This window comes from Novosphingobium sp. AAP93 (assembly GCF_001296055.1).
Classification (GTDB): Bacteria; Pseudomonadota; Alphaproteobacteria; order Sphingomonadales; family Sphingomonadaceae; genus Novosphingobium.
Window position 1 is genome coordinate 58782 of the sequence record NZ_LJHZ01000029.1, and the last position, 21936, is coordinate 80717.

The 21936-nt window shown below is 66.9% G+C and carries 20 protein-coding genes; 14 read left to right on the top strand and 6 right to left on the bottom strand.

Translation table 11 applies throughout. The features are described 5' to 3' along the window. Nucleotides 1–4 precede the first annotated feature (4 nt). From IP83_RS06555 to IP83_RS06565, 3 genes are all read left to right on the top strand, one after another. Nucleotides 5–2305 (top strand): TonB-dependent receptor, encoded by a 2301-nt coding sequence (locus tag IP83_RS06555; protein ID WP_054121406.1) that lies wholly within the window; start codon nt 5–7, stop codon nt 2303–2305. 43 nt (nt 2306–2348) lie between these two features. Then, nucleotides 2349–3080: a tRNA (guanosine(46)-N(7))-methyltransferase TrmB gene (locus IP83_RS06560; RefSeq protein ID WP_054121407.1), complete on the top strand. Its 732-nt coding sequence runs from the start codon at nt 2349–2351 to the stop codon at nt 3078–3080. 166 nt (nt 3081–3246) lie between these two features. Continuing rightward, nucleotides 3247–3795, top strand: coding sequence for a hypothetical protein (locus IP83_RS06565; RefSeq protein ID WP_054121408.1), 549 nt, complete (start codon nt 3247–3249; stop codon nt 3793–3795). 18 nt (nt 3796–3813) lie between these two features. On the opposite strand, the gene IP83_RS06570 is transcribed toward IP83_RS06565, so the two are convergent. Next, nucleotides 3814–5547, bottom strand: a complete 1734-nt coding sequence (locus tag IP83_RS06570; protein WP_156309606.1) for a DEAD/DEAH box helicase — start codon at nt 5545–5547, stop codon at nt 3814–3816. A 265-nt stretch (nt 5548–5812) separates the two neighbouring features. Between IP83_RS06570 and IP83_RS06575 the strand changes: the two genes are divergently transcribed. Continuing rightward, nucleotides 5813–7729, top strand: coding sequence for an alkyl/aryl-sulfatase (locus IP83_RS06575; RefSeq protein ID WP_197274301.1), 1917 nt, complete (start codon nt 5813–5815; stop codon nt 7727–7729). A 9-nt stretch (nt 7730–7738) separates the two neighbouring features. Here IP83_RS06575 and IP83_RS06580 read toward each other — a convergent pair whose 3' ends face one another. The 4 genes from IP83_RS06580 to IP83_RS06595 form a co-directional block, all read right to left on the bottom strand. Continuing rightward, complete coding sequence (locus IP83_RS06580) at nt 7739–8188, bottom strand: hypothetical protein (RefSeq protein WP_054121410.1); 450 nt, start codon at nt 8186–8188, stop codon at nt 7739–7741. A 44-nt stretch (nt 8189–8232) separates the two neighbouring features. Further along, nucleotides 8233–10074 (bottom strand): long-chain fatty acid--CoA ligase, encoded by a 1842-nt coding sequence (locus IP83_RS06585; RefSeq protein WP_054121411.1) that lies wholly within the window; start codon nt 10072–10074, stop codon nt 8233–8235. Nucleotides 10075–10180: 106 nt separating this feature from the next. After that, nucleotides 10181–11944 carry a gamma-glutamyltransferase gene (gene ggt, locus IP83_RS06590; RefSeq protein ID WP_054121412.1) on the bottom strand — a complete coding sequence of 588 codons (1764 nt, stop codon included), beginning with the start codon at nt 11942–11944 and terminating at the stop codon, nt 10181–10183. A gap of 12 nt (nt 11945–11956) precedes the next feature. Then, a complete protein-coding gene (locus tag IP83_RS06595; RefSeq protein ID WP_054121413.1) occupies nt 11957–12988 on the bottom strand; it encodes a quinone-dependent dihydroorotate dehydrogenase in 1032 nt (343 codons plus the stop codon). Between the two features lie 422 nt (nt 12989–13410). Here IP83_RS06595 and IP83_RS06600 point away from each other — a divergent pair, with 422 nt between their 5' ends. From IP83_RS06600 to IP83_RS06650, 10 genes are read left to right on the top strand one after another with little or no spacing between them, the layout of a single operon-like run. Next, nucleotides 13411–13851 (top strand): Rrf2 family transcriptional regulator, encoded by a 441-nt coding sequence (locus IP83_RS06600; RefSeq protein WP_054121414.1) that lies wholly within the window; start codon nt 13411–13413, stop codon nt 13849–13851. Continuing rightward, complete coding sequence (sufB, locus tag IP83_RS06605; protein WP_054121415.1) at nt 13848–15329, top strand: Fe-S cluster assembly protein SufB; 1482 nt, start codon at nt 13848–13850, stop codon at nt 15327–15329. Before IP83_RS06600 ends, sufB begins: the two co-directional genes overlap by 4 nt. Beyond that, on the top strand, nt 15326–16333 hold the full coding sequence (locus IP83_RS20825) for a GNAT family N-acetyltransferase (RefSeq protein WP_231624937.1): 1008 nt from the start codon (nt 15326–15328) through the stop codon (nt 16331–16333). The genes sufB and IP83_RS20825 overlap by 4 nt, the downstream gene beginning before the upstream one ends. Beyond that, the gene (gene sufC, locus IP83_RS06620; protein WP_054121416.1) at nt 16333–17076 is read left to right on the top strand and encodes a Fe-S cluster assembly ATPase SufC; all 744 of its coding nucleotides are present in this window, start codon (nt 16333–16335) and stop codon (nt 17074–17076) included. Before IP83_RS20825 ends, sufC begins: the two co-directional genes overlap by 1 nt. Further along, nucleotides 17073–17450, top strand: a complete 378-nt coding sequence (locus IP83_RS06625; protein ID WP_054121417.1) for a hypothetical protein — start codon at nt 17073–17075, stop codon at nt 17448–17450. The genes sufC and IP83_RS06625 overlap by 4 nt, the downstream gene beginning before the upstream one ends. Next, nucleotides 17443–18177, top strand: a complete 735-nt coding sequence (locus tag IP83_RS06630; RefSeq protein WP_054121418.1) for a SufD family Fe-S cluster assembly protein — start codon at nt 17443–17445, stop codon at nt 18175–18177. The genes IP83_RS06625 and IP83_RS06630 overlap by 8 nt, the downstream gene beginning before the upstream one ends. Continuing rightward, nucleotides 18174–19385 (top strand): cysteine desulfurase, encoded by a 1212-nt coding sequence (locus tag IP83_RS06635; protein WP_054121419.1) that lies wholly within the window; start codon nt 18174–18176, stop codon nt 19383–19385. Before IP83_RS06630 ends, IP83_RS06635 begins: the two co-directional genes overlap by 4 nt. After that, nucleotides 19382–19849, top strand: coding sequence for an SUF system Fe-S cluster assembly protein (locus tag IP83_RS06640; RefSeq protein WP_054121420.1), 468 nt, complete (start codon nt 19382–19384; stop codon nt 19847–19849). The genes IP83_RS06635 and IP83_RS06640 overlap by 4 nt, the downstream gene beginning before the upstream one ends. 23 nt (nt 19850–19872) lie before the next feature. Further along, on the top strand, nt 19873–20244 hold the full coding sequence (locus IP83_RS06645; RefSeq protein WP_054121421.1) for an iron-sulfur cluster assembly accessory protein: 372 nt from the start codon (nt 19873–19875) through the stop codon (nt 20242–20244). 7 nt (nt 20245–20251) lie between these two features. Then, nucleotides 20252–21589 carry an oxygenase MpaB family protein gene (locus IP83_RS06650; protein ID WP_054121422.1) on the top strand — a complete coding sequence of 446 codons (1338 nt, stop codon included), beginning with the start codon at nt 20252–20254 and terminating at the stop codon, nt 21587–21589. On the opposite strand, the gene IP83_RS06655 is transcribed toward IP83_RS06650, so the two are convergent. Then, nucleotides 21586–21894: a PilZ domain-containing protein gene (locus IP83_RS06655; RefSeq protein WP_054121423.1), complete on the bottom strand. Its 309-nt coding sequence runs from the start codon at nt 21892–21894 to the stop codon at nt 21586–21588. The two genes, IP83_RS06650 and IP83_RS06655, sit on opposite strands and share 4 nt — an antisense overlap. Between the last annotated feature and the right edge of the window lie 42 nt (nt 21895–21936).

Genomic DNA, 21936 nt, shown 5'->3' on the forward strand with positions numbered 1-21936 from the left:
CCCGATGAGGGGACAGCTCACCAGTGCCGTTGCGACCATGCTGGCGTGCGTGGCCTGCAGTGCGCGGGCGCAGGAGATCGATCAGTCCATTATCGTCACTGCGCCGGGCGCCGGAGTGGACAGCGACGACGCGCTCGGCCTCTCGCGCGGGGACATCGCCCGCGGCGGGCGGCCGGACCTGATAGGTGCGCTGACCCGCCAATTGCCGGGCGTGACCCTGCAGGATGCACAGGGCAATCCGTGGCAGCCGGCGCTGGTCTATCGCGGGCAGACCGCATCGGGCGCGCAAGGGCAGTCGCAGGGCCTTGCCGCCTATCTCGACGGCGCGCGGTTCAATCTGCCCTTCGGCGATACGATATCGCTCGATCTGGTGCCCGATGTCGCGCTTCGGACGGTCGAGCTCGTCGATTCGAGCCCGGTCTATGGCCTCAACGCGCTGGGCGGAGCGCTTGTGCTGGAGACTGCTACGGGCCGCAGCGAACCCGGCCTCAGTGCCAATGCCTCGCTCGGTGCTTACGGCGCGCACGATGTGAGCCTTGCCGCCGGCGGCGCAGCAGGGCGCTGGAGCGCCTATGCGGCGGTGCAACTCCGCGGCGAGGACGGCTGGCGCGACTACAGCACTTCGCGGCTCGCCAGCGGCTATGCCGATCTGGGCTATGATGGCGTCGCTGCCGGGCTCCATGCCAAGCTCGTCCTCGCCAGCACCGGCCTCAGTGGCAATGGCGCGGCGCCGGAGGAGTTGCTCGCCGTCCGCCGCAGCGCGGTGTTCACGCATCCGGATCGCACCGAGAACCGCTTTGCTCGCCTGAGCCTCCACCCGTGGGCTGATCTTTCGCCGACCACGCGGTTGCAGGCGGCATTCTACGCGCAGTGGCTGAAGAGCCGCCTGCTCAATGGCGATGCAGCCGATATCGAACCTTGCGAGGATGATACCGGGCTCCTTTGCCTCGAAACCGAAAACGAGGGAGAGGAAGAAGCCGAAGTCCTCACCGACCGGCAGGGCCGTCCCATCCGTGCGTTGGCGGGCGACCCGACCTATGCCGTGTTCAACCACGGTGCGCTGTCCTCACGCGCGTTCGGTCTGCTGGCCCAGATCACCGATCGGCGGCCATTGCTGGGCGGCAGCAACGTGTTCACGATCGGCACGAGCCTCGACTATGGCCGCAGCGCATTTGGGGCCACGACCGAGCTTGGCACATTGGACGATACGCGCGGCGTGCAATCGGTTGGTCCGGTGATCGCGCAAGATGACAACGCCATCGCCCCGGTCTCGGTGATCGCGCGCAATCTCTACGCCGGGTTCTTCGTGGCGGAGACGCTGCCGCTGGGGCCGAACCTGCATCTAGAAGCGGGGCTGCGCTACAACTACGCGGCAATCCGGCTCGACGATCAGATCGGGACCGCACTCAATGGGCAGCACCATTTCGGCCGGCTCAACCCCGGGCTGGAGCTCGATTGGGATGCGGTTCCCGGCCTCTCGCTGCGCGCCGGTTATGCCGAGACCAACCGCGCGCCGACGCCCGCGGAACTGTCCTGCGCCGATCCCGAAGCGCCCTGCAGCCTTGCCAACTTCTTCGTCGCCGATCCGCCGCTGCGCCAGGTCGTGGCGCACACGTGGGAGCTGGGTGCATCGGGCAAGGGTACCGCTGGCGGCTGGCGGATCGAATGGCTGGCCTCGGCCTACCGCGCTGACAGCCGTGACGAGATCCGCCGTGTCGCTTCGGGCGTGCGCGGGCGCGCCTATTTCCAGAACCTTGGCGATGCGCGGCGGCAGGGCATCGAGCTCTCGCTGACCGCGCAGCGCGGCGGCCTGCGAGTGGCGGCAACATATGCGTTCACCGATGCCACCAATCGTTCGCCGGTACGGATCGCAAGCCCCGGGAATCCGGCGGCGGAAGCTGGCGCAATCCTCGTGCAGCCCGGCGACCGTCTCCCCGGGGTGCCGCGTCACAGCGCGAACCTCAATCTGGACTATGCCGGGAAGGTAGGACCGTGGCGGCGCTTCACTGTCGGCGGAACAGTCTCCGCCCGCTCCGGGCAGGTGCTGCTCGGAGACGAATCGAACCGAGCGGCGCTGGTGCCGGGCTATGTCCTCGTTGACCTGCGCGCGGGGATAGAACTGCTGCGCGAGGTCGTGCTGTTCGGCGAAGTGCGCAATCTGCTGGACCGCCGCCATGCTACGTTCGGCACGTTCGGCGAGATCGGATCGGTGCTGCTGGCCGAAGCGCCGGGCGCCTCTTCCCCGCGCTTCCTCGGACCTGGCGCGCCGCGGCGCTGGACTATCGGGATCCGGCGCGGCTTCTAGGGGCGTTGACCGGCTGGCATCGCGCTGCCAGAGGCGCCGCATCATGACCGCACACAAGCCGGGCGATCCGCTCACTATCAACCGCCTCTACGGCCGCGCCAAGGGCAAGCCGCTGCGCGCCGGGCAGCAGGCGCTGATAGATACCCTGTTGCCGCAGATCGCGGTGCCGGAAGAAGGCCCCGTCACGGCGCAGGTCCTGTTCGGCCATGATTGCCCGCTGCACTTCGAGATCGGCTTCGGCGGCGGCGAACACATGGCGGGCCGTGCGGACATGCTGCCAGATCACGGCTTCATCGGCGCGGAGCCCTTTCTCAACGGGGTGGCGCAGGCGCTGGTCCATCTCGATGGCGGGCGCGGCAGCGATGGCAGCGCCACCAGCATGCCGATCCGCAACGTACGCATCCACCACGGCGATGCGCTGGAAGTGCTGGCGCGCGTGCCGGACGGTGCGCTCTCGTTCGTCTACCTGCTGCACCCCGATCCCTGGCCCAAGGCGCGCCACGCCAAGCGGCGGATGATGAACGATGGCCCGGTCGATCTGATCGCACGCAAGCTGAAGCCCGGCGGCGAATTCCGCTTCGGCACCGATCACCCGATCTACTTGCGCCACGCGCTGATGGTCATGCGCCGCCACACCGACCGGTTCGAGTGGCTGGCGCAAAAGGCGGCGGACTTCCAGAAGCGCCCCGGCGGCTGGCCCGAAACCCGCTATGAGGCCAAGGCCCGCGCGCAGGGTCATGAGGTCTGGTACTTCCGCTACCGCCGCCGGTGCTGACGAGGCCCAGCGGCAGCGCCTGCCATGCTTTGCCAATCTTTCCCCAGATGGCCCGGGAGGAAGCGCATTAACCAATTAATCTCTTCCTAACCAGCCGGGCTTAGCTTGGGCTTCGACGCTGGACAGCAAGGGTTGGTCCGGCAGAGGAAAGCGCAGCGAGGGGCTTATGGCCACGACCACGACAACGCAGACCATTCTCTCCGAGATGCGGGAGTTCGCAGGGTTTTCGCCGAGTGAGCAGCGTTATATCCGGCGTAGTCTCGATATCGGTCTCGGACGGCAGGATGCCTTCCGCCGCTGGGCGCGCGGGCCGGCCGAAGCGGCTTCGATCCGCACACAATACGTGATGTATCAGGATCTCAAGCTCCTCCGCAGCCTGTTGACCGCAGATGGCGAGGGTAGCGAGGCGGCGGGCCTTGAAGACCTGGAAAGTGTGATGGGCCCGCTGCTGCGGGTGACCACGTTCGATCTCTCGCAGGGCCGCATCGAAAGCTTCTCGGCCTATCGCTTCCTCTACGAACGCCTGCTCGGTGCCGCAGTGCGACCCTGGCTCCCCGGCGCCTTTTGCGGTGCCGCCGCGCTGCCGCACATCCGCCCGGAACGTCGCAAGGAACTGCTGCAGTCGATCAGCGAGGCCGCGGCGACAGCTCCTGCCTGGTCAATGCGCGCGCCGCAGTTCTTTCCCGAATATGTCGAGATGGAAGACGCGGCTTGAGGGCCTTCGCAGGCTGACCTACTTGGCCCGGTCGGGCTTGGCGCGCCACGTGCCCTTGCGGTGCGGCTTGGGCGCTTCGGCCCGGCCCGGCGTGCGATAGGGCTTGGGCGCGTAGCCCGGCTTGCCTTCCCTGCGGTGGCGACGCGATTCCTCGCGGGGGGCAGCGTCCATCGGCAGGATCTCGAACTCGTCCGCCTCCTCGGCCGTGCGCCGCACTGCGTCCATGAAGCGCGCGGCGATCGCCGTCGGCACTTCGAACAGCGTTTCGCGCGCGGTGATCCGGATCGCGCCGATTTCGCTGCGGCTGACATGGCCGCGGCGGCACAGCAGCGGCAGGATCCAGCGCGGATCGGCGTTCTGGCTGCGCCCGATGTTGAGCCGCATCCACGTGCTCTGCTCGAAACCGGGGCGCGGCTCACGCGGGCCGGGCGGCGGACCGGCGTCGCCGCTGATCAGATCCTCGGGCTCCGGCAGCTTTGAACGGTGGACCTGCACCAGCGCGGCGGCGATATCTTCCGGGCTGCGTTCGGCAAGCAGGCGCTGGGCGAGCGCGCGGTCTTCCTCGGTCGCCTCGATGGGCGCGAGCAGCACCGACATCAGACGCGCTGAATCAGCTTCGCGGATATCGGCAGCGGACGGCACCGGCACCCAGCGCGCGGGAATACGCGCGCCGCGCAGCATGGCCTCGACCCGCTTGCGGCGCGGATATGGGACGATCAGCACGGCGGTGCCCTTCTTCCCCGCGCGCCCGGTGCGGCCCGAGCGGTGCTGCAAGGTTTCCGCATCGCGCGGGATTTCGACATGGACGACGAGGCTGAGCGAAGGCAGGTCGATCCCGCGAGCGGCAACGTCGGTCGCCACGCAGACGCGGGCGCGGCGGTCGCGCAGCGCCTGCAGCGCGTGGTTGCGTTCGTTCTGGCTGTGCTCGCCGGAGAGGGCGACCACCGCGAAGCCGCGCTCGGTCAGGCTGGCGTGGAGGCGGCGGACATTGTCGCGCGTGGCGCAGAACAGCATCGCGGTTTCGGCCTCGTGGAAGCGCAGCAGATTGACGACAGCGTGCTCGATATCGGCGGGGGCGACAGCCATCGCCTGATAGTCGATATCGCCGTGGCCGCGCTCTTCGGTAACGGTCGAAATGCGCAGCGCATCGTTCTGGTAGCGGCGGGCAAGCGCGACGATCGGCGAGGGCATTGTCGCGGAGAAGAGCAGCGTGCGGCGCTCGTCGGGCGTCGCGTCGAGGATCGCCTCGAGGTCTTCGCGGAAACCCATGTCGAGCATTTCGTCGGCTTCGTCGAGCACGGCGACACGCAGCGCGGCCAGCTGGAGGGCGCCGCGTTCGAGATGATCGCGCAGGCGACCCGGGGTGCCGACGACGATATGGGTGCCGTGCATCAGCGTGCGGCGTTCGCGCGACGGGTCCATGCCGCCGACGCAGGTGGCAATTCGTGCGCCGGTCTGCTCGTAAAGCCACATCAGTTCGCGGCTGACCTGAAGGGCGAGCTCGCGGGTCGGGGCGATGACGAGCGCGAGCGGGGCGCCGGCGGGGCCGAGCTTGTCTTCACCGGCTAGGAGGTCGGCGGCCATGGCGAGGCCGAAGGCGACGGTCTTGCCCGAGCCGGTCTGCGCCGAGACGACGAGATCGCGGCCATGTGCTTCGGCTTCGAGGACGGCGGCCTGGACCGGGGTGGGGGCGGCATAGCCACGGGCTGCCACGGCGGCGCCGAGGGCGGGGGGGAGCTGGGAAAAGGGCATAGGACTTTCGGGGGAAAAACAGCGGGCCGGACTCGCGGTGGCAGCCTGAAAAGCTCGCCTCCGCGCCGGGAGAAGCGCGCCCCATAGAACAATTCGCGGCGTTTGGCTTGTATTCTTTGCGAGGGGCCTTGCGATTTGCCTCCCCTTGCCAGCCGGGCTGCGAGCGGACAAGCTGGCGGGATAAGAATGGCTGGAGGGGATCGGGATGCTTTTTCGCGCGCGCATGATGCGGCTTGCTTTGGCGACGGCGGCATTTTTGCCTGGCTTGGCGCAGGCCGCACCAGCTGCCGATCCGGCGCTTTCGCCCAAGCCTGCCAGCGCGGCGACAGTCGCGGCGCAGCAAGCCGTGGCCGCCGCGCTGCCGCAGGAAGACGGGCGCGATGCAGCCTTTGCCGCAGAAGGCTTCGTGGCAAGCGCCGCCGATCCGGTAATCCGCGATGCAGCGGGCAAGCCGGTTTGGAACGTCGCCGCCTATGATTGGGTGCAGGGCGCTGCGCCCGCCAGCGTCAATCCCTCGCTATGGCGGGAGGTGGGGTTGCTCAAGCAGCATGGCCTGTTCGCTGTGGCCGACGGCGTCTGGCAGGTGCGCGGCTTCGACGTTTCGAACATGACCGTGATCCGTGGGGCAACCGGCTGGGTGCTGGTCGATCCGCTGACGACGAAGGAAACCGCGGCGGCGGCGCTGGCGCTGGTCAATGCGCAATTGGGCGCGCGGCCGGTTTCGGCGGTGATCTACAGCCACAGCCACGCCGACCACTTCGGCGGGGTGCGCGGGGTGATCGCCGAGGCGGACGTGGCAGCGGGTAAGGCACAGGTGCTCGCCCCGGCGCATTTCATCGAAGAAGCGGCGAGCGAGAACATCCTTGCCGGTGCCGCGATGGGGCGGCGCGCGCAGTACCAGTTTGGCGGCGGCCTAGTGCCGGGCGCGCAAGGCCAGATGGGGAGCGGCATCGGCCTCGGCGTATCATCCGGCACGATCACGCTGATCGCGCCGACCGATACCGTGAGCAAGACGGGCGAGACGCGGGTGGTCGACGGTGTGCCGATGGAGTTCCAGATCGTATCGGGGAGCGAGGCGCCCAGCGAGCTCAACGTCTATCTGCCGGGCCCGAAAGTGCTGCTTTCGGCGGAGATGAGCACCTGCTCGCTGCACAATATCCTGACCCCGCGCGGGGCGAAGGTGCGCGATACGCGGGCCTGGGCGGGCTATCTCGATGAAGCGCTGAGGCTCTATGGCAACCGCAGCGATGCGGTGATCTCGAGCCATTGCTGGCCGCGCTTCGGGCAAGCGGAAGTGAGCCGGATGCTGGCGAGCCAGCGCGACAACTACCGCCTGCTTCACGACCAGACGCTGCGGCTGATGAACAAGGGTGAGACCGCGGCGGAGATTGCCGAGGAACTGGTGCAGCCTGCCGCGATTGCCGCCGACTGGTTCAACCACGGCTATTACGGCACCTACAGCCACAACGCGAAGGCGGTCTATCAGTTCTACCTCGGCTGGTACGATGCGGTGCCCGCCAACCTCAACCCATGGCCTGCGGTGGAGCGCTCGAAGCGGCTGGTCGCGGCGATTGGCGGCGGGGCCAAGGTGCTGGCGCAGGCCAAGGCGGCGATGAAGGCGGGCGATTACCGCTGGTCGTCGGAGCTGCTGAGCGCTGCGGTGTTCGCCGATCCCGCAAACAAGGCGGCCCGCGCGCTGCTTGCGGACAGCTATGAGCAGCAGGGCTATCAGGCGGAAAGCGCGATCTGGCGCAACCAGTTTCTTGCCGCAGCGAACGAGCTGCGCAACGGGCGGATCAGTTCGGCCACATCGAGCCAGAGCCAGGACATGATCGCGGCGGTGCCGACGCAGCTGCTGCTCGATTCGGTGGCGACAAGGATCGATCCGGCGAAGCTGGCGGGGCGTCACGCAGCAATCAACCTAGTGATGCCCGAGCGTAGCGAGACCGCGGGAGTCGAACTGACAGGCACCGCGATGCTGGCGCGGATGAGCGCGGCGAGCGGGCCGGCGGCGACGCTGACGGCCCCGCGCCGTCTGCTGCTCGGCCTGCTGTTCCTGAAACTGCCGCTGGCGCAACTGGAAGCGGCGGGGCTGAAGGTGGAAGGCGACCGTGCGGCGGTGGAAGCGTGGCTGGCCGCGCTCGATCCTATGCCGGGGGCGTTCAATATCGCCGAGCCTTGAAGGGGGTTGTCAGATCATCTTGGCGGTGAGGATGGACACCCAGACCAGCAGCGTCAGTCCTCCGCCAGCGATCGTCCAACGGATGGCAAGGCGCAGATAATGGGCCTGCGCGTCGATCGAGTGCACAAAGCTGGCAAACAGGCGCTGGCGCAGCGCGGCATCGCCTTCCAGCCCTTCGGCGTCGAATTCTTCGCCCAACAGCATGGCCCTGAGCGCGAGCGCGCAAGACACGATCAGCGGCGCCAGCCCGGCAAGGCTGGCAAGCACGAACTGTGGCTGACTATGCGCATCAAGCGCGAGCGGCGCGCCGGGGCTGGCCGAGATGGGATGCGTGCCGATGGTGATCATCAGTGCGTTAAAGCCCAGCATCGCGCCCAGCCGGACCGAAAGATCAAGATCGCGGTTCTCGAGGAACTCAAGATCGGCGATGAATCCTGGATCTGGTGGATCCCCTCGCATCTCGCGGAATGCGCGGAGGCGGGAGCGGAACGAGGTCGGTAGCGTCACGCTTTATACAGCGCGTCGAGCCTTGACCCGTAGCGTTCCTTGATCTTGTGGCGGCGGATCTTCATCGAGGGGGTCATTTCCTCGTTGTCGATGGTGAAGGCCTCGTCTGCGAGGGTGATCTGGCGGACTTTCTCGATCACCGAGAGGTCCTTGTTCACGCGGTCCACCGCCGCACGCACCGCGCTGCGGAAGGCGGGGAGGTCGGACAGGGCGGCCATATCGTACTTCTCGCCCTGCGCGCGCGACCATTCCATCGCCCATTCGGGATCCGGGACGATCAGGCCGACGATGTAAGGCCGCTTGTCGCCGGAGACCATCGCCTGCGCGATTTCGGGCTGAAGCGTGAGCATGCCCTCGATCCGCTGGGGGGAGACATTGTCGCCCTTGTCGTTGACGATCATGTCCTTCTTGCGATCGGTGATCTTGATGCGACCCTTCTCGTCGAAGTGGCCGATGTCGCCGGTGTGGAGCCAGCCGGCATTCGGCCCGTCCTGCGGGATCGCGCGCAGCGTTTCGGCATCGTTGTGCCAGTAGCCGTGCATGACGAGTTCGCCGCGCACCAGAATCTCGCCGTCATCCGCGATCTTCACCTCGACCCCGCGCAGCGGCGGGCCGACGGTGTCCATTGCAAGGCCGACCTTGGGACGATTGCAGCTGACGACGGGTCCTGCCTCGGTCTGGCCGTAGCCCTGCAGCATGGTGAGGCCCATCGCATCGAAGAACAGGCCGACATCGGGATTGAGCGGTGCGCCGCCCGAGACGAGGGCTTTGAGGCGTCCGCCGAAACGCTGGCGGATCTTGGGGCGCAAGGTGCGCTCGATGAAGAAATCCATCGGTGCATCGATGATCCGGCGCAGGATGTTTGCCCCTTCGGCCTTGCGCGCGCCGATCGCGAGCGCGCGGGCCATCAGGTAGTTCGGGAGTTTGCCCTGCTTTTCGACCTGCTTCATGATCCGTGCGCGCAGCACCTCGAACAGGCGCGGCACGACGACCATAAGTGTGGGCCTGGTCTCCTCGATGTTGCTGGCGAGCTTCTCGAGTCCCTCGGCATAGTAGATCTGCGAGCCGAGACCGATGGGGAGGAACTGCCCGCCGGAATGCTCGTAGGCATGGCTCAAGGGGAGGAAGGAGAGGAACACCTCGGTCTCGCGGCCCGTGGTGTCCCAGCTCAGGTCCTCGGCGACGACATGCGCCGCGCCGTCCACGTTGCAGAGGATCGCGCCATGGTGCTGAAGCACGCCGCGCGGGGCGCCGCCGGTGCCGCTGGTGTAGATGATGCAGGCCGTATCGGCGCGGCCGATGGCAGCAACGCGCGCGGCAGCCGAGAGGCGCGCAGGCGCGGCGTCACCGCTGGTGAGGGCCGACCAGTCGTGGAAGCCGAGGCGGTCTGACTGGATGCGGCGGAGCGGCTCGATGCCGATCACATGCTCCACCCCGCGCGCGCTCAGGCAGGCGGCGAGCAACGGCTGGGCAAGCTTGGCGTTGGAGACGATCACCGCGCGGGCGCCCGAGTTCTCCAGAACGTGGAGATGGTCGCGCTCGGTGTTGGTGACATAGGCGGGGACGGTGATCAGCCCGGCGGCCATGATCGCGAGATCGGCGATGCACCACTCCGGGCGGTTTTCCGAGACGAGGATGACGCGGTCACCCGGATCGAGGCCAAGGCCGCGCAGTGCCTCCGCCAGCAGGCAGACCTGGTCCGCTGCCTCGCGCCAGCTCTGCGATGTCCACGTGCCGCCGCGCTTTGCCCAGAGGAACGGACGATCGCCGAAGAACTCGGCCCGATCGAGGAACATGGCGACGAGATTCGGATAGGACGCGAAATCGGAAAGCTGCACGTTGCGGTGATCCCCTGCCCATGGTGCCCGCGCCCGCGGGTCACGTGTTTGGCCCGGAAACTAGGAGTGCCGTAGCGGAAGGGCAAGGTGGGCTGTGGATAGCGCCTCAAGGGGAGGCGGCGGCGCCTTCGCTGCGCGGGTCGGCGGCGCCCACCCAGTGGTTCTTGCCGTCCGCTCCCGGCACCCATTCGATGGCATTGGCCTTGAGGCGCATCGGGACGGCGACGACCTTGGCATGGCCAAATGTTTGCAGCGCCGGAACCATGGCGGCAAGCGGGGTGCCTGCTTCCACCGCGAGCACGCCGCCGGGCGCGGGCATCACGATGCCTTGCGTGATGGCATCGCGCGCGGACAGGTTCCAATCGAGCGTGCCGATGATCACGCGGATCACCTGCGGCGGGATGGTATAGCCTCCCGCCGCGCCCGCGATCAGGCGCAAGTGGCCGTCCGGACCATAGACCACGACGGGACTCATCGAACTGCGCGGCCGCTTGCCTGCCTCGACGCGGTTGGCGGTAGGCTTGCCGTCGCGGTCAGGATCGAGGTTGAAGTCCGTCAGCTCGTTGTTGAGGAAGTAGCCGCCGACCATGAGGCCCGAGCCGAATGCGCTTTCGACGGTCGCGGTATAGCTGGCCGCATTGCCCCAGCGGTCGACGGCGGCAAAGTGGGTGGTGCCGTGTTCGTCCACCGGGGCCGCCATGGAGAAACGGTCGCTTGCACCGGCGGGCTTGCCGGGCGCGGCATTGTTGATGGCCGCGGTCTCCGAGATCAGCGCGGACCGGGCGGTGAAATAGGCGGGATCGATAAGGCCGGCGGTCGGCACGGGCACGAAGTCGGGATCAGCCAGCCAGGTATCGCGGTCGGCAAAGGCGAGCCGCTCGGCTTCGGCGATGAGGTGCCAGGCCTTGGGCGAGGCGGAGCCCATTGCCTTGAGATCGAAGCGCTCAAGCGCGCCCAGCGTTTGCAGCACGGTCACGCCGCCGGCAGACGGCGGACCCATCGTGCAGACGCGGTAGACGCGGTAACGAGCGCAGATGGGATCGCGGGGCCTGGCCTTGTAGGCGGCAAGATCGGCGGTGGACATCGGCGCGGGGTTGCGCGGCGCCGTGCCGACTTTTGCGGCGATGGCCTTGGCGTTGTCGCCCAGATAGAAGCTGTCGGCGCCAAGCGCGGCGATCTTTTCGAACGTGGCTGCAAGTGCAGGATTGCGGACGAGGGTGCCGACCGGGAGCGGATTGCCGTCAGGTGCGAAGAACAGCGCGCGGCCGGCGGGGTCAAGGCTGGCAATGTCCGAGGCGAAGCCCAGCGTGTTGTTAAGGCGCGGGGTGATCGCGAAGCCGTCCCCGGCCAGCTTGATCGCGGGGCCGAACAGCACGCGCCAGGGCAGCTTGCCGTTTCGGGCGTGGGCCATGGCGGCAAGGCGCAGGTTGCCCGGAACACCGACGCTGCGTCCGCCGGGGACGGCATCGCTGTGGCTGAGGACCTTGCCATCGACCTTGAACCAGTCCGGCGTGGCTGCCGAGGGGGCCATTTCGCGGCCATCGAAGCTTTCAACCTTGCCCGCTTCGTCTGCCGTCACGAGGAAGCCGCCGCCGCCTATGCCGGAGCTTTGCGGCTCGACTACGGTGAGTGCGAGCATCATGGCGATGGCGGCGTCGGTCGCGGACCCGCCGAGGCGCAGCATTTCCGCGCCTGCCGCAGCGGCGCGGGGATCGGCGGCCGTCACGACACCTGGATCTTCCGGCGCCTGCTCAGGAGCCGGGGCGAGCGCTGCGACGGGGCGCGCGGCATTGGGCAGCGGTGCGCAGGCGCTTACCAGCGATGCCAAAGCGAGCGGGGTGAGCAGCGAGCGGGTGAGGCGGTTCTTCATCACCGCCAGTGCCTATTCGCTGCCGACCGCCTCGGCAATGCTGCTCATGCCCTCGGCGCGCACGCGTTTGGCCAGGCCATCGACAATGCGCCGCACCAGCCCCGGCCCTTCGTAGACCAGCGCGCTGTAGACCTGGATCAGGCTGGCCCCGGCGCGGATGCGTGCCCAGGCATCATCGACGCTGGCAATGCCGCCCACGCCGATCAGCGGGATGCGGCCGGCAGTGGCGCTGCGGAAATCGCGCAGCACCTGCAGTGCCAGCGTGCGCAGCGGCTCGCCTGAAAGGCCGCCTGCCTCGCCGGCCAGCGGCGAGCGCAGCGAAGGGCGGGTGATCGTGGTATTGCTGACGATCAGAGCATCAAGCCGCTTGTCGATCGCGATTCGGCAGATCGCATCGATATCGGTGGAGGTGAGATCGGGGGCGAGCTTGAGGAACAGCTTGGTTGGCAGAGCACCGCGCGCCTCGATCACCGCATCGAGCAAGTCGGCCAGTGCCGCGGGATCCTGCAAGGCGCGCAGGCCGGGCGTGTTGGGCGAGCTGATATTGACCGTGAGATAGCTCGCCAGCGGGGCCATGATCCGCGTCATCGCGGCATAGTCGGCAATGCGGTCGACCGAATCCTTGTTGGCACCGATGTTCGCACCGACGACGCCGGGCCGGCCTTGCCGCGCGGCAAGTCGGCTTGCGACCACCTGGGCGCCGGCGTTGTTGAAGCCCATGCGGTTGATCACCGCATTATCCTCGACAAGGCGGAACAGGCGCGGCTTGGGATTGCCTTCCTGCGGGCGCGGGGTGACCGTACCGGCCTCGACAAAGCCGAAGCCCAAGCCAAGCAGCGCGTCAGGAACTTCGCCGTTCTTGTCGAACCCGGCAGCGATCCCGACCGGGTTGGGGAACACGAGCCCCGCGACTCGCTGGCACAGCAGTGGCTGCGGTGCGATGCGCCCACCGCGTGGTGCGGCTGCCAATGCGGCGATAGTCAGGCGGTGGGCAGGCTCGGCGGGAATGCGGAACAGCAATGGGCGGCAAATCGAATAGAGCATGCGCGAGCGTTTCCCTCCGGTCCGTATCCGCCTTAACGTTACGGATCACTGGTTCTATTGCCGCACCGGGCGAGCGCGCCAAGCCGCAATTGCAACCAATTTGTCGGTTAACCGCCAGTTAAGCATTGAATTCACTAGCCTGTTGCATGGCTGCCACCCATTTTGTCGAATCCGTACAATTCTTTGGCAGGCTGCTGATCTACCAGACTCGTGCGACCCGAAGGGCTCGGTGCAGCAATGCGGCCGAGTTCTCGACTTCATGGCGGCTCGTGCCCTGGCACGGCCGCCTTTTTTTGTGCCGCGTGCGGTCACTGGCATTTTCGGGCATGGCGCACGCCTTGCGCATCCAGCGCCCTTCGCCTAGATAACCGGAACAGATTAGTCCGATTTTGGATCGGATGCCTTTCCGGGACAGTGCCGCAATGCGACTTTCAAGCATGGCCGACTATGCCGTGGTGACGATGACCGCCGCTGCGCGCCATTGCGGGCGCCATGCCGCGGGCGGGGCGCGCGTTTCGGCGCAGCAGCTGGCGGATGAGACCGGACTGCCGGTCCCGACGGTGCAGAAGCTGGTGAGCAAGCTCTCGGCGGCGGGCCTGCTCAAGTCCGCGCGCGGGCTGGGCGGCGGGCTCAAGCTGGCGCGTCCGGCGGCGGCGATTTCGCTGGCCGACATTGTCGAAGCGGTCGAAGGACCGATCGCGATGGCGCCGTGCAGCGTGCATGGTCGCCACGATTGCACCTTGGAAGCCGATTGCACCGTGCGCCCGCACTGGCCGCAGGTGGATGCCGCGCTGCGCGGTGCGCTTGCCGGTGTGCCGCTGACGCAGCTGGCAAGCCCGGTGGGTTCAGGAATTTCAGCATGAGCGAAGAAATCGAGATCAAGGACCAGGCCGCGCGCGAGGCTGCGGCGCGAGTCGCGGACTACGAGCATGGCTGGTCGTCGGACATCGAGCAGGAATATGGCCCCAAGGGCCTTTCCGAAGACACGGTGCGCTTCATCTCGGCCAAGAAGGACGAGCCGGAGTGGATGCTCGAGTGGCGGCTCAAGGCCTATCGCCACTGGCTGACCATGCCCACACCCGAATGGGCCAAGCTGAAAATCCCGCCGATCGACTACCAGGAGGCCTACTATTGGGCCGCGCCAAAGGCGAAGCCCAAGCTCGGCAGCCTTGACGAAGTCGATCCCGAGATCCTGCGCATCTACGAGAAGCTCGGCATTCCGCTCGAGGAGCAGAAGGTGCTCGCAGGCGTCGAGGGTGCACGCAAGGTCGCGGTCGATGCGGTGTTCGACAGCGTTTCGGTGGCGACAACGTTCCGCAAGGAGCTGGAGCAGGCCGGCGTCATCTTCCGCTCGATCAGCGAGGCGATCCGCGAATACCCGGAGCTGGTGAAGCGCTGGCTGGGCAAGGTCGTGCCGATGCACGACAACTACTTTGCGGCTCTCAATTGCGCGGTCTTTTCGGATGGCACCTTCGTCTACATCCCTGAGGGCGTGCGCTGCCCGATGGAGCTTTCCACCTATTTCCGCATCAATGCGGAGAATACCGGGCAGTTCGAGCGCACGCTGATCGTGGCCGACAAGGGGGCCTATGTCTCCTACCTCGAAGGCTGCACCGCGCCGCAGCGCGACGAGAACCAGCTGCACGCCGCGGTGGTCGAACTCGTCGCGCTCGACGATGCCGAGATCAAGTATTCCACCGTGCAGAACTGGTATCCCGGTGACGCCGAAGGGAAGGGCGGGATCTACAACTTCGTGACCAAGCGCGCGCTGTGCCAGGGCGCGCGCAGCAAGGTTTCGTGGACGCAGGTCGAGACCGGCTCCGCGATCACGTGGAAGTACCCCAGCTGCGTGCTCAACGGCGAGGGGTCGGTGGGCGAGTTCTACTCCGTCGCGGTCACCAACAACCACCAGCAGGCCGATACCGGCACCAAGATGATCCACAATGGCAAGAACACCCGCTCGACCATCGTGTCGAAGGGGATCAGCGCCGGTCATTCGAACAACACTTATCGCGGGCTGGTGCGCGTGGCCCCGCAGGCCGAGGGCGTGCGCAACTTCACCCAGTGCGACAGCCTGCTGCTCAGCGCGGACTGCGGCGCGCATACCGTGCCCTATATCGAGGTGCGCAATCCTTCGGCGACGATCGAGCACGAGGCGACCACGAGCAAGATTTCGGACGACCAGCTGTTCTACGCGATGCAGCGCGGCCTCGCGCAGGAGGACGCCATCGCGCTGATCGTGAACGGCTTCGCGCGCGAAGTTCTGCAGCAGTTGCCGATGGAGTTCGCGGTCGAGGCGCAGAAGCTGCTCGGTATTTCGCTGGAAGGTTCGGTTGGGTGAGCGATGCGATCACCCTTGCCGTGCGCCCGGTGACGTCGGCGGATGCGCCCGCGCTGGCCGACCTGCTCAACGCGGTTATCGCGGCGGGCGGGACGACGGCGCTGCAGGATCCCTACACGCCGGAAGCGCTCGATGCGGCCTATTTGACGGGGCCCAACGTCCACTGCTGCTTCGTAGCAGAGGATGAGGACGGCACGCTGCTCGGGTTTCAGACGCTGGGGCGCTATCCGGGACTTCCGGAGGATGTCGGCGATATCGGCACGTTCGCGCTGGTGGGCGGGACGCAGCGCGGGATCGGTTCGGCGCTGTTTGCCGAGACCTCCAAGCGCGCCGCCGAACTCGGCCTCAGCGCGATCAACGCGACGATCCGGGGCGACAATACCGGCGGTCTTGCGTTCTACACCAAGCAGGGCTTTGTCGATCATGGCGTGACCGAGGGTGTGCCGCTCAAGGATGGCACTCCGGTTGACCGCGTGCACAAGCGGTTTGCTCTGGCGGCCCCAGCAAAGCGCAAGCTTTCGCTGCGCTTTGGCGAGGCCGATGCGCCGACCTTGCAAAAGAAGGGGCGCGGCTGGGCGATTTCGGAATCGCGGCTCGACGCCCTGCACGAGAGGGCGCGCGAGATGCGGCGCAACCCCAGCCCCGCGCAGGAAGCGCTGGCCGAGGCGCTGACCCGCGTGGAGACTGGCGGCTACAGCTTCAAGCGTCAGGCGGTGATCGGTTCGGCCATCGTCGATTTCGCGTGCAAGCAGCTGATGCTGGTGGTCGAGATCGACGGCGATGCCGATGCGGCGTTCACCGCCGCGCGCGACAAGAGCCTTGGCGAAGTGGGCTACCGCGTCGAGCGCATCGCGGCCGCCGATGTGCTCGCCGATCCCGATGCCGCCGCGCAGCGCGTTTCCGATGCGATGCGCGCGCTCCACACCGAACGCCGCGCCAAGCGGTCCGCCTCCACCAGAACCGGCGCGCGCCGCTCCGCGCCGCGCCGTCCACGGGAATACTGATGCTCAAGATCGACAATCTGCAGGCCACCGTGGCCGACAAGCCCATCCTCAAGGGCCTCTCGCTCCAGATCAACGCGGGCGAAATCCACGCGATCATGGGGCCGAACGGCGCGGGCAAGTCCACGCTGGGCTACACGCTGGGTGGCCGTCCGGGCTATGAAGTGACCGGCGGCAGCGTCGACTTCGATGGGCAGGACCTGCTCGCGCTCGAACCGCATGAGCGCGCGGCGGCGGGGCTGTTCCTCGGCTTCCAGTATCCGGTCGAGATTCCCGGCGTTTCCAACCTGCAGTTCCTGCGCGAGGCGCTCAATGCCCAGCGCAAGGGGCATGGAGAGGAGCCGCTTTCGGGCGCGGCCTTCATCAAGCTCGCCAAGGAGCAGGCGGGGCTGCTGCGCTTCGATATGGACATGCTCAAGCGCCCGGTGAACGTCGGCTTTTCGGGCGGCGAGAAGAAGCGCGCCGAGATGGTGCAGATGGGCATCCTGAACCCGAAGCTCGCGATCCTCGACGAAACGGACAGCGGCCTCGACATCGACGCGCTGCGCATCGTCGGCGAGGGGATCAACGCGATCATGCGCAAGCCTGACAAGGCCGTGCTGCTCATCACGCACTACCAGCGTCTGCTCGATTACGTGAAGCCGGACTTCGTCCATGTGCTGGCTGGCGGCCGCATCGTCAAGTCCGGCGGGCCCGAACTCGCGCTGCAGCTGGAAGAACAGGGCTACGAGGCCGTGGCGGCATGAGCCTGCTGCTCGCCCTTGCCATGGCAGCGGACCCGGCTCCCACTGCGCCGCCTGCGGCCGCGATGCCCGCCGAATTCCTCGGCGAGTGGGCGCCCTCCGCGGCGGCGTGCGGCGACAAGTACGCACGGCGCATTGTGACCGCCACGATGAACACCGAAGGCGACTACTGGGGCGTGGTCAAGGCGGTCGAGACGCTCGGCAGTCGGCATATCCTGGTGCGTGAGGGTGACGACGATTTCGGCGTGGCGCTGACGGCGGACTATGTGCTGAGTCCGGATGCGCGCATGCTGGTGCTCCACGTGCTGGAGCGCAATGGTGCCAAGGTTTCCGAGCCGGCGATCCCGATGGTTCGGTGCGAGGTGGCCCGTGGCTAGTCTTGCTTTGCCGACGCGGGCCCACGAGGCCTATCGCTATGCCGACCTCGCGGCGCTGGAGCCGCTGTGGCCGGTCGCGGTGGAGGAAATCCATGTCGCCGCTGGCGAGAGCGGGGCGCTGGCGATCACCGCAAATGCCGAAGCGGCTGAAGCGCGCGCAATCGCTATCACGCTGGAAGAGGGCGCAAGCTTCGATCTGCGCGTGCTCAATGCCGGGCAGGCTTATGGCCGCATTGCCGTGACCGCAACGCTGGGCAAGGGCGCGTCGTTCCACTTCGGCGCCGCGCAGCTGGGCGGCGGGGAGCAGACGCTCGAGATCGTGACCGAAGTGCGCCACATGGCGCCGGATGCGGTCAGCCGGCAGGTCGTGCGCTCGGTGCTCGGCGGGCATGCGACCGGCACCTATCTCGGCAAGGTCCATGTCGCGCGCGGGGCGATCGGGACGGACGGCGAGCAATCGATCCGCGCCATGCTGCTGGAGCGCACGGCGACCGCCAATGCGCGGCCCGAACTCGAAATCTACGCCGACGACGTGAAGTGCGCGCATGGCTGTGCGGTGGGTGAGCTCGATCCGATGGGACTGTTCTACCTGCAATCGCGCGGGTTGCCGCCGTCGGAAGCGAAGAAGCTGATGCTACATGCGTTCATTGCCGAAGCCTTTGTGGACGCGCCGGAAGGTGAAGCGCTTACCGAAGCTGCGTTGGCGGCGCTGGAGGGCTTGCTGTGAGCACCGAAACCCTCACCCGCTCTGCTGAGTGGCCCGGCCTGCTCAACGCTGAAGGCAAGCGCTGGCACTACCTTGATACTGCCGCGACGGCGCAGAAGCCTCAGGGCGTGATCGACGCAATGACCCGCGCGATGGGCGCGGACTACGCGACGGTGCATCGGGGCGTCTACACCCGCTCGGCCGAGATGACGCTGGCCTATGAAGCCGCACGGCGGACCGTGGCGGCGCTGATCGGCGGGCGCGAGGACGAACTGGTCTTCACGCGCGGGGCGACCGAGGCGATCAACCTTGTCGCGCAGACCTGGGGCGTCTCCAACCTCCGGCCCGGCGACCGCGTGCTGCTTTCGCAGCTGGAGCACCATTCGAACATCGTTCCGTGGCAGCTGATCCGCGAGCGCACAGGCCTTGAAATCGACGTCTGTCCGCTGACCGAGGATGGCCGGATCGACCTCGATGCGGCTGAGCGGATGCTGACCCCGGCGCACAAGCTGGTAGCCTTTGCGCATATCTCCAATGTGCTTGGCTCGGTGCTGGATGCAGAGCGCGCGGTGAAGCTGGCGCATGGTGTCGGTGCCAAAATCCTGCTCGATGGCTGCCAGGCTGCTGCGCGACTCCCGGTGGATGTGACGGCGCTCGGCTGCGATTTCTACGTCTTTTCAGCGCACAAGCTCTATGGGCCGACCGGGATCGGCGCGCTGTGGGCGAAGAAGGACCTGCTCGATGCGATGCCGCCGTGGCAGGGCGGCGGCTCGATGATCGACCGCGTGACCTTTGCCGAAACGACCTGGGCTCCGGCCCCGCAGCGCTTCGAGGCCGGTACCCCGGCGATTGTCGAGGCGATTGCCTTCGGATCGGCTGCGGACTTTCTCACCGGCCACGGCCTTGATGCCATCCATGCCCATGAAGCGAAGCTTGTGCGCATGGCGCGCGAGGCGCTCGGGCGGAACAATTCGGTGCGCCTGTTCGGACCGGAAGACAGCGCGGGGATCGTCAGCTTCGCGCTGGAAGGCGTGCATCCGCACGATCTCGGCACGATCCTCGATGAGGAGAACGTGGCGATCCGCGCGGGCCACCACTGCGCGCAGCCGCTGATGGAGCATCTCGGGGTGCCAGCCACCGCGCGCGCCAGCTTCGGCATTTACAGCGATGAAAGCGATATTGCCGCGCTCGTGCGCGGGATCGAACGGACGATAAGGATATTCGGATGAGCCGGATCGAGATCGAGGAAGTCGAAGGCGTCGAACCGCCGCGCCGCGCGCGTGTGGAAGAGGCTGTGGAGACGCCCGCCGAAAAGCTGGAGCGCAAGCGCGACTATCTGGAGGGCTTTCTGGCCGAAAAGCCGGCCGATGCCGCGCCGGGCGAGCCGGGTGGCGAGATCTACGAAGGTGTGGTCGCCGCGCTGCGCGAGATTTTCGATCCGGAAATCCCGGTCAATATCTACGACCTTGGCCTGATTTATGGCGTCGATGTGAGCGCCGAAGGTTCGGTCATGGTGACGATGACGCTGACGACGCCGCATTGCCCGGTGGCCGAGTCGATGCCCGCGGAGGTGGAACTGCGCGTCGAGGCGGTGCCCGGCGTGCGCGATGCCGAAGTGAATCTCGTGTGGGATCCACCGTGGGACCCGCACAAGATGAGCGATGACGCCAAGCTCGAACTTGGTATGCTCTGAACCGTACCTATCTAGGTGAAATCATGACCACCGACACGACCACCCGCCCCAAGGCCCGCCCCCGACCCGCTGCGGTTATCCTTACGCCCTCCGCCGAGGCGCGCGTGGCGAAGCTCATGGCGTCAGCGCCCGAGGGCATGATCGGGGTCAAGCTCTCCACCCCGCGCCGGGGTTGCTCGGGTCTGGCCTATTCGGTGGACTACGTGGCCGAGGCGAACCCGATGGACGAGCGGATCGAGACGCCGGGCGGGACCTTCTTCATCGACGGGGCCTCGGTGCTCTACCTCATCGGCAGCACGATGGACTGGCAGGAGGATGATTTCACCGCCGGTTTCGTGTTCCAGAACCCCAATGCCAAGGGCTCCTGCGGCTGCGGGGAAAGCTTCACGGTTTAGGCCCCGCGTGCCCACGCCCATTGCCGAGCTGCGCCAGCGGATTGCCGCGCAGCGCACGGACAATCCGGCGATGTATGGCGCGGTCGATTTCAGCATTCAGCCCGAGCGCCTGCTATTGGATGGTGACATCGCCGGCAGCGAGCTCCGCTCGTATCCCAAAGTTGCGGCCAAGCTGCTCGAGAACACCGAGCTGATGGAGCGCATGGCTGTCTATACCCTGATGGGCGATGCTGTGGCTGATCCCTATGCCGCGCTCATGCCGGAATATGGTTTCCGGCGGCTGGTCGATCTGCTGGTCGAAGCCTGCGACAAGGGCGTCGACAAAGTGGAAGGCGCGCCTGCCGAGCTCGTCACCTTCATCCGCTCTATGGAAGCGACTCCGGAGTGGGTCGACATGGCGAAAGTTGAGGAAGGTGCAAGGCTGCACCGGGTGAGTTTTGCCAATGTCGCGCCGTGGGCCATTCGGGGCGCCTTCGTCGCGACGTTCATGAACAAGTACGCCGCACTGCCGATGGCGCTGACGGGCACGCTCTCCAACAAGACCGCCGCGCGGCGGATCAAGGAGACCGCGACATTCTTCGGCACTTCGGTATTGCCCGGCGCGCTGGCGCGGTTCGGGCCAGGGTTCAAGGCGGCGGCGATGGTGCGGCTGATGCACTCGATGGTGCGCTTCAACGTGCTTTCGGGCGGCAAATGGGACCAGCAGGTCTACGGCATTCCGATCCCGCAAGTGGACCAGATGCCAGCAGGGCTCATTTCGGACTTTCTCATTTCTTCCAAGGTGCTGAAGGAAGGCCGCAGCGACTTTACACCCGAAGAGCGCACGCAGATCGAGCTGTCGCGCTATCGTTGCTTCCTGCTCGGTCTGCCGGAAGACCTGCTGGCCGAGACGCCGCAGGGGATCGTCGACATGTGGAATGCGCGGGCACTGACGCTGCGGGCCGGGTTTGACGACACGACTTGCGGCGGCCTGCTGCGTGCGACGCTGGAGGCCGATCTGATCGACACCTCGACGCCGCAAGGGCAAGTCCGCGCCCGGCTCGAGCGTTCGTTTGCCAAAGTCTATTTCATGCAGAACTTCTGCAATGGCAGCGAGAAGGCGGCGGCGCGCTTCGGCGTGCAGATCCGCGCGATCGACAAGTTGCGCGCGACGGCGGTCGGGGTAGGCCTGATGGGGCAGATGCGACTTTATGGCGTTGCCGCAAAGACGCCGGTGGTGCGCCACCTCGCCGACCAGCGGCTGGTGGGCAAAGTGCGCGGCTACCTCGGCAGCCTGGGGCACGCCGAGTTCACGACGGATGCCGCGAAGTACAAACCGACGGCGGCGGTGAAGCCTGCGGCTTAGAGCCGTCGCAACTTGATCGGTGCTGGTTCAGCCAGCAATGTATCGACCTCACGCGAACCGAGGGGCCGGGCAAACTCGAGGCCGAGCCGCGCACGGTCCGACCAGCGGATGATGGCGCGGGTAACGACCGTGCCGAAATCGATCTCGACAAATTGGCCGCTGGCACCGTCGGCAAGGTCGTTGCTTTCGATCTGGCAGCCATAGCGCGAGATATCGAAGATGCGCTGCACGCGCCCGGCGGGGTTTTCACCCGCGCGCTGGCGACGGACGCGGCGGTTGTCGACTGCGTCTTCGTGCGTCAGCATTCTGGCCGGAATGTGCATAGACGTCCCCTTGCGATGGGACCG

Coding starts and splice junctions, on each gene's coding strand:
- IP83_RS06600 (WP_054121414.1), top strand. CDS start 13,411: ATGCGACTTTCAAGCATGGCCGACTATGCCGTGGTGACGATGACCGCC.
- sufC (WP_054121416.1), top strand. CDS start 16,333: ATGCTCAAGATCGACAATCTGCAGGCCACCGTGGCCGACAAGCCCATC.
- IP83_RS06655 (WP_054121423.1), bottom strand. CDS start 21,894: ATGCTGACGCACGAAGACGCAGTCGACAACCGCCGCGTCCGTCGCCAG.
- IP83_RS06640 (WP_054121420.1), top strand. CDS start 19,382: ATGAGCCGGATCGAGATCGAGGAAGTCGAAGGCGTCGAACCGCCGCGC.
- IP83_RS06560 (WP_054121407.1), top strand. CDS start 2,349: ATGACCGCACACAAGCCGGGCGATCCGCTCACTATCAACCGCCTCTAC.
- ggt (WP_054121412.1), bottom strand. CDS start 11,944: ATGAAGAACCGCCTCACCCGCTCGCTGCTCACCCCGCTCGCTTTGGCA.
- IP83_RS06555 (WP_054121406.1), top strand. CDS start 5: ATGAGGGGACAGCTCACCAGTGCCGTTGCGACCATGCTGGCGTGCGTG.
- IP83_RS06580 (WP_054121410.1), bottom strand. CDS start 8,188: ATGCGAGGGGATCCACCAGATCCAGGATTCATCGCCGATCTTGAGTTC.
- IP83_RS06595 (WP_054121413.1), bottom strand. CDS start 12,988: ATGCTCTATTCGATTTGCCGCCCATTGCTGTTCCGCATTCCCGCCGAG.
- IP83_RS06565 (WP_054121408.1), top strand. CDS start 3,247: ATGGCCACGACCACGACAACGCAGACCATTCTCTCCGAGATGCGGGAG.
- sufB (WP_054121415.1), top strand. CDS start 13,848: ATGAGCGAAGAAATCGAGATCAAGGACCAGGCCGCGCGCGAGGCTGCG.
- IP83_RS06625 (WP_054121417.1), top strand. CDS start 17,073: ATGAGCCTGCTGCTCGCCCTTGCCATGGCAGCGGACCCGGCTCCCACT.
- IP83_RS06570 (WP_156309606.1), bottom strand. CDS start 5,547: ATGCCCTTTTCCCAGCTCCCCCCCGCCCTCGGCGCCGCCGTGGCAGCC.
- IP83_RS06645 (WP_054121421.1), top strand. CDS start 19,873: ATGACCACCGACACGACCACCCGCCCCAAGGCCCGCCCCCGACCCGCT.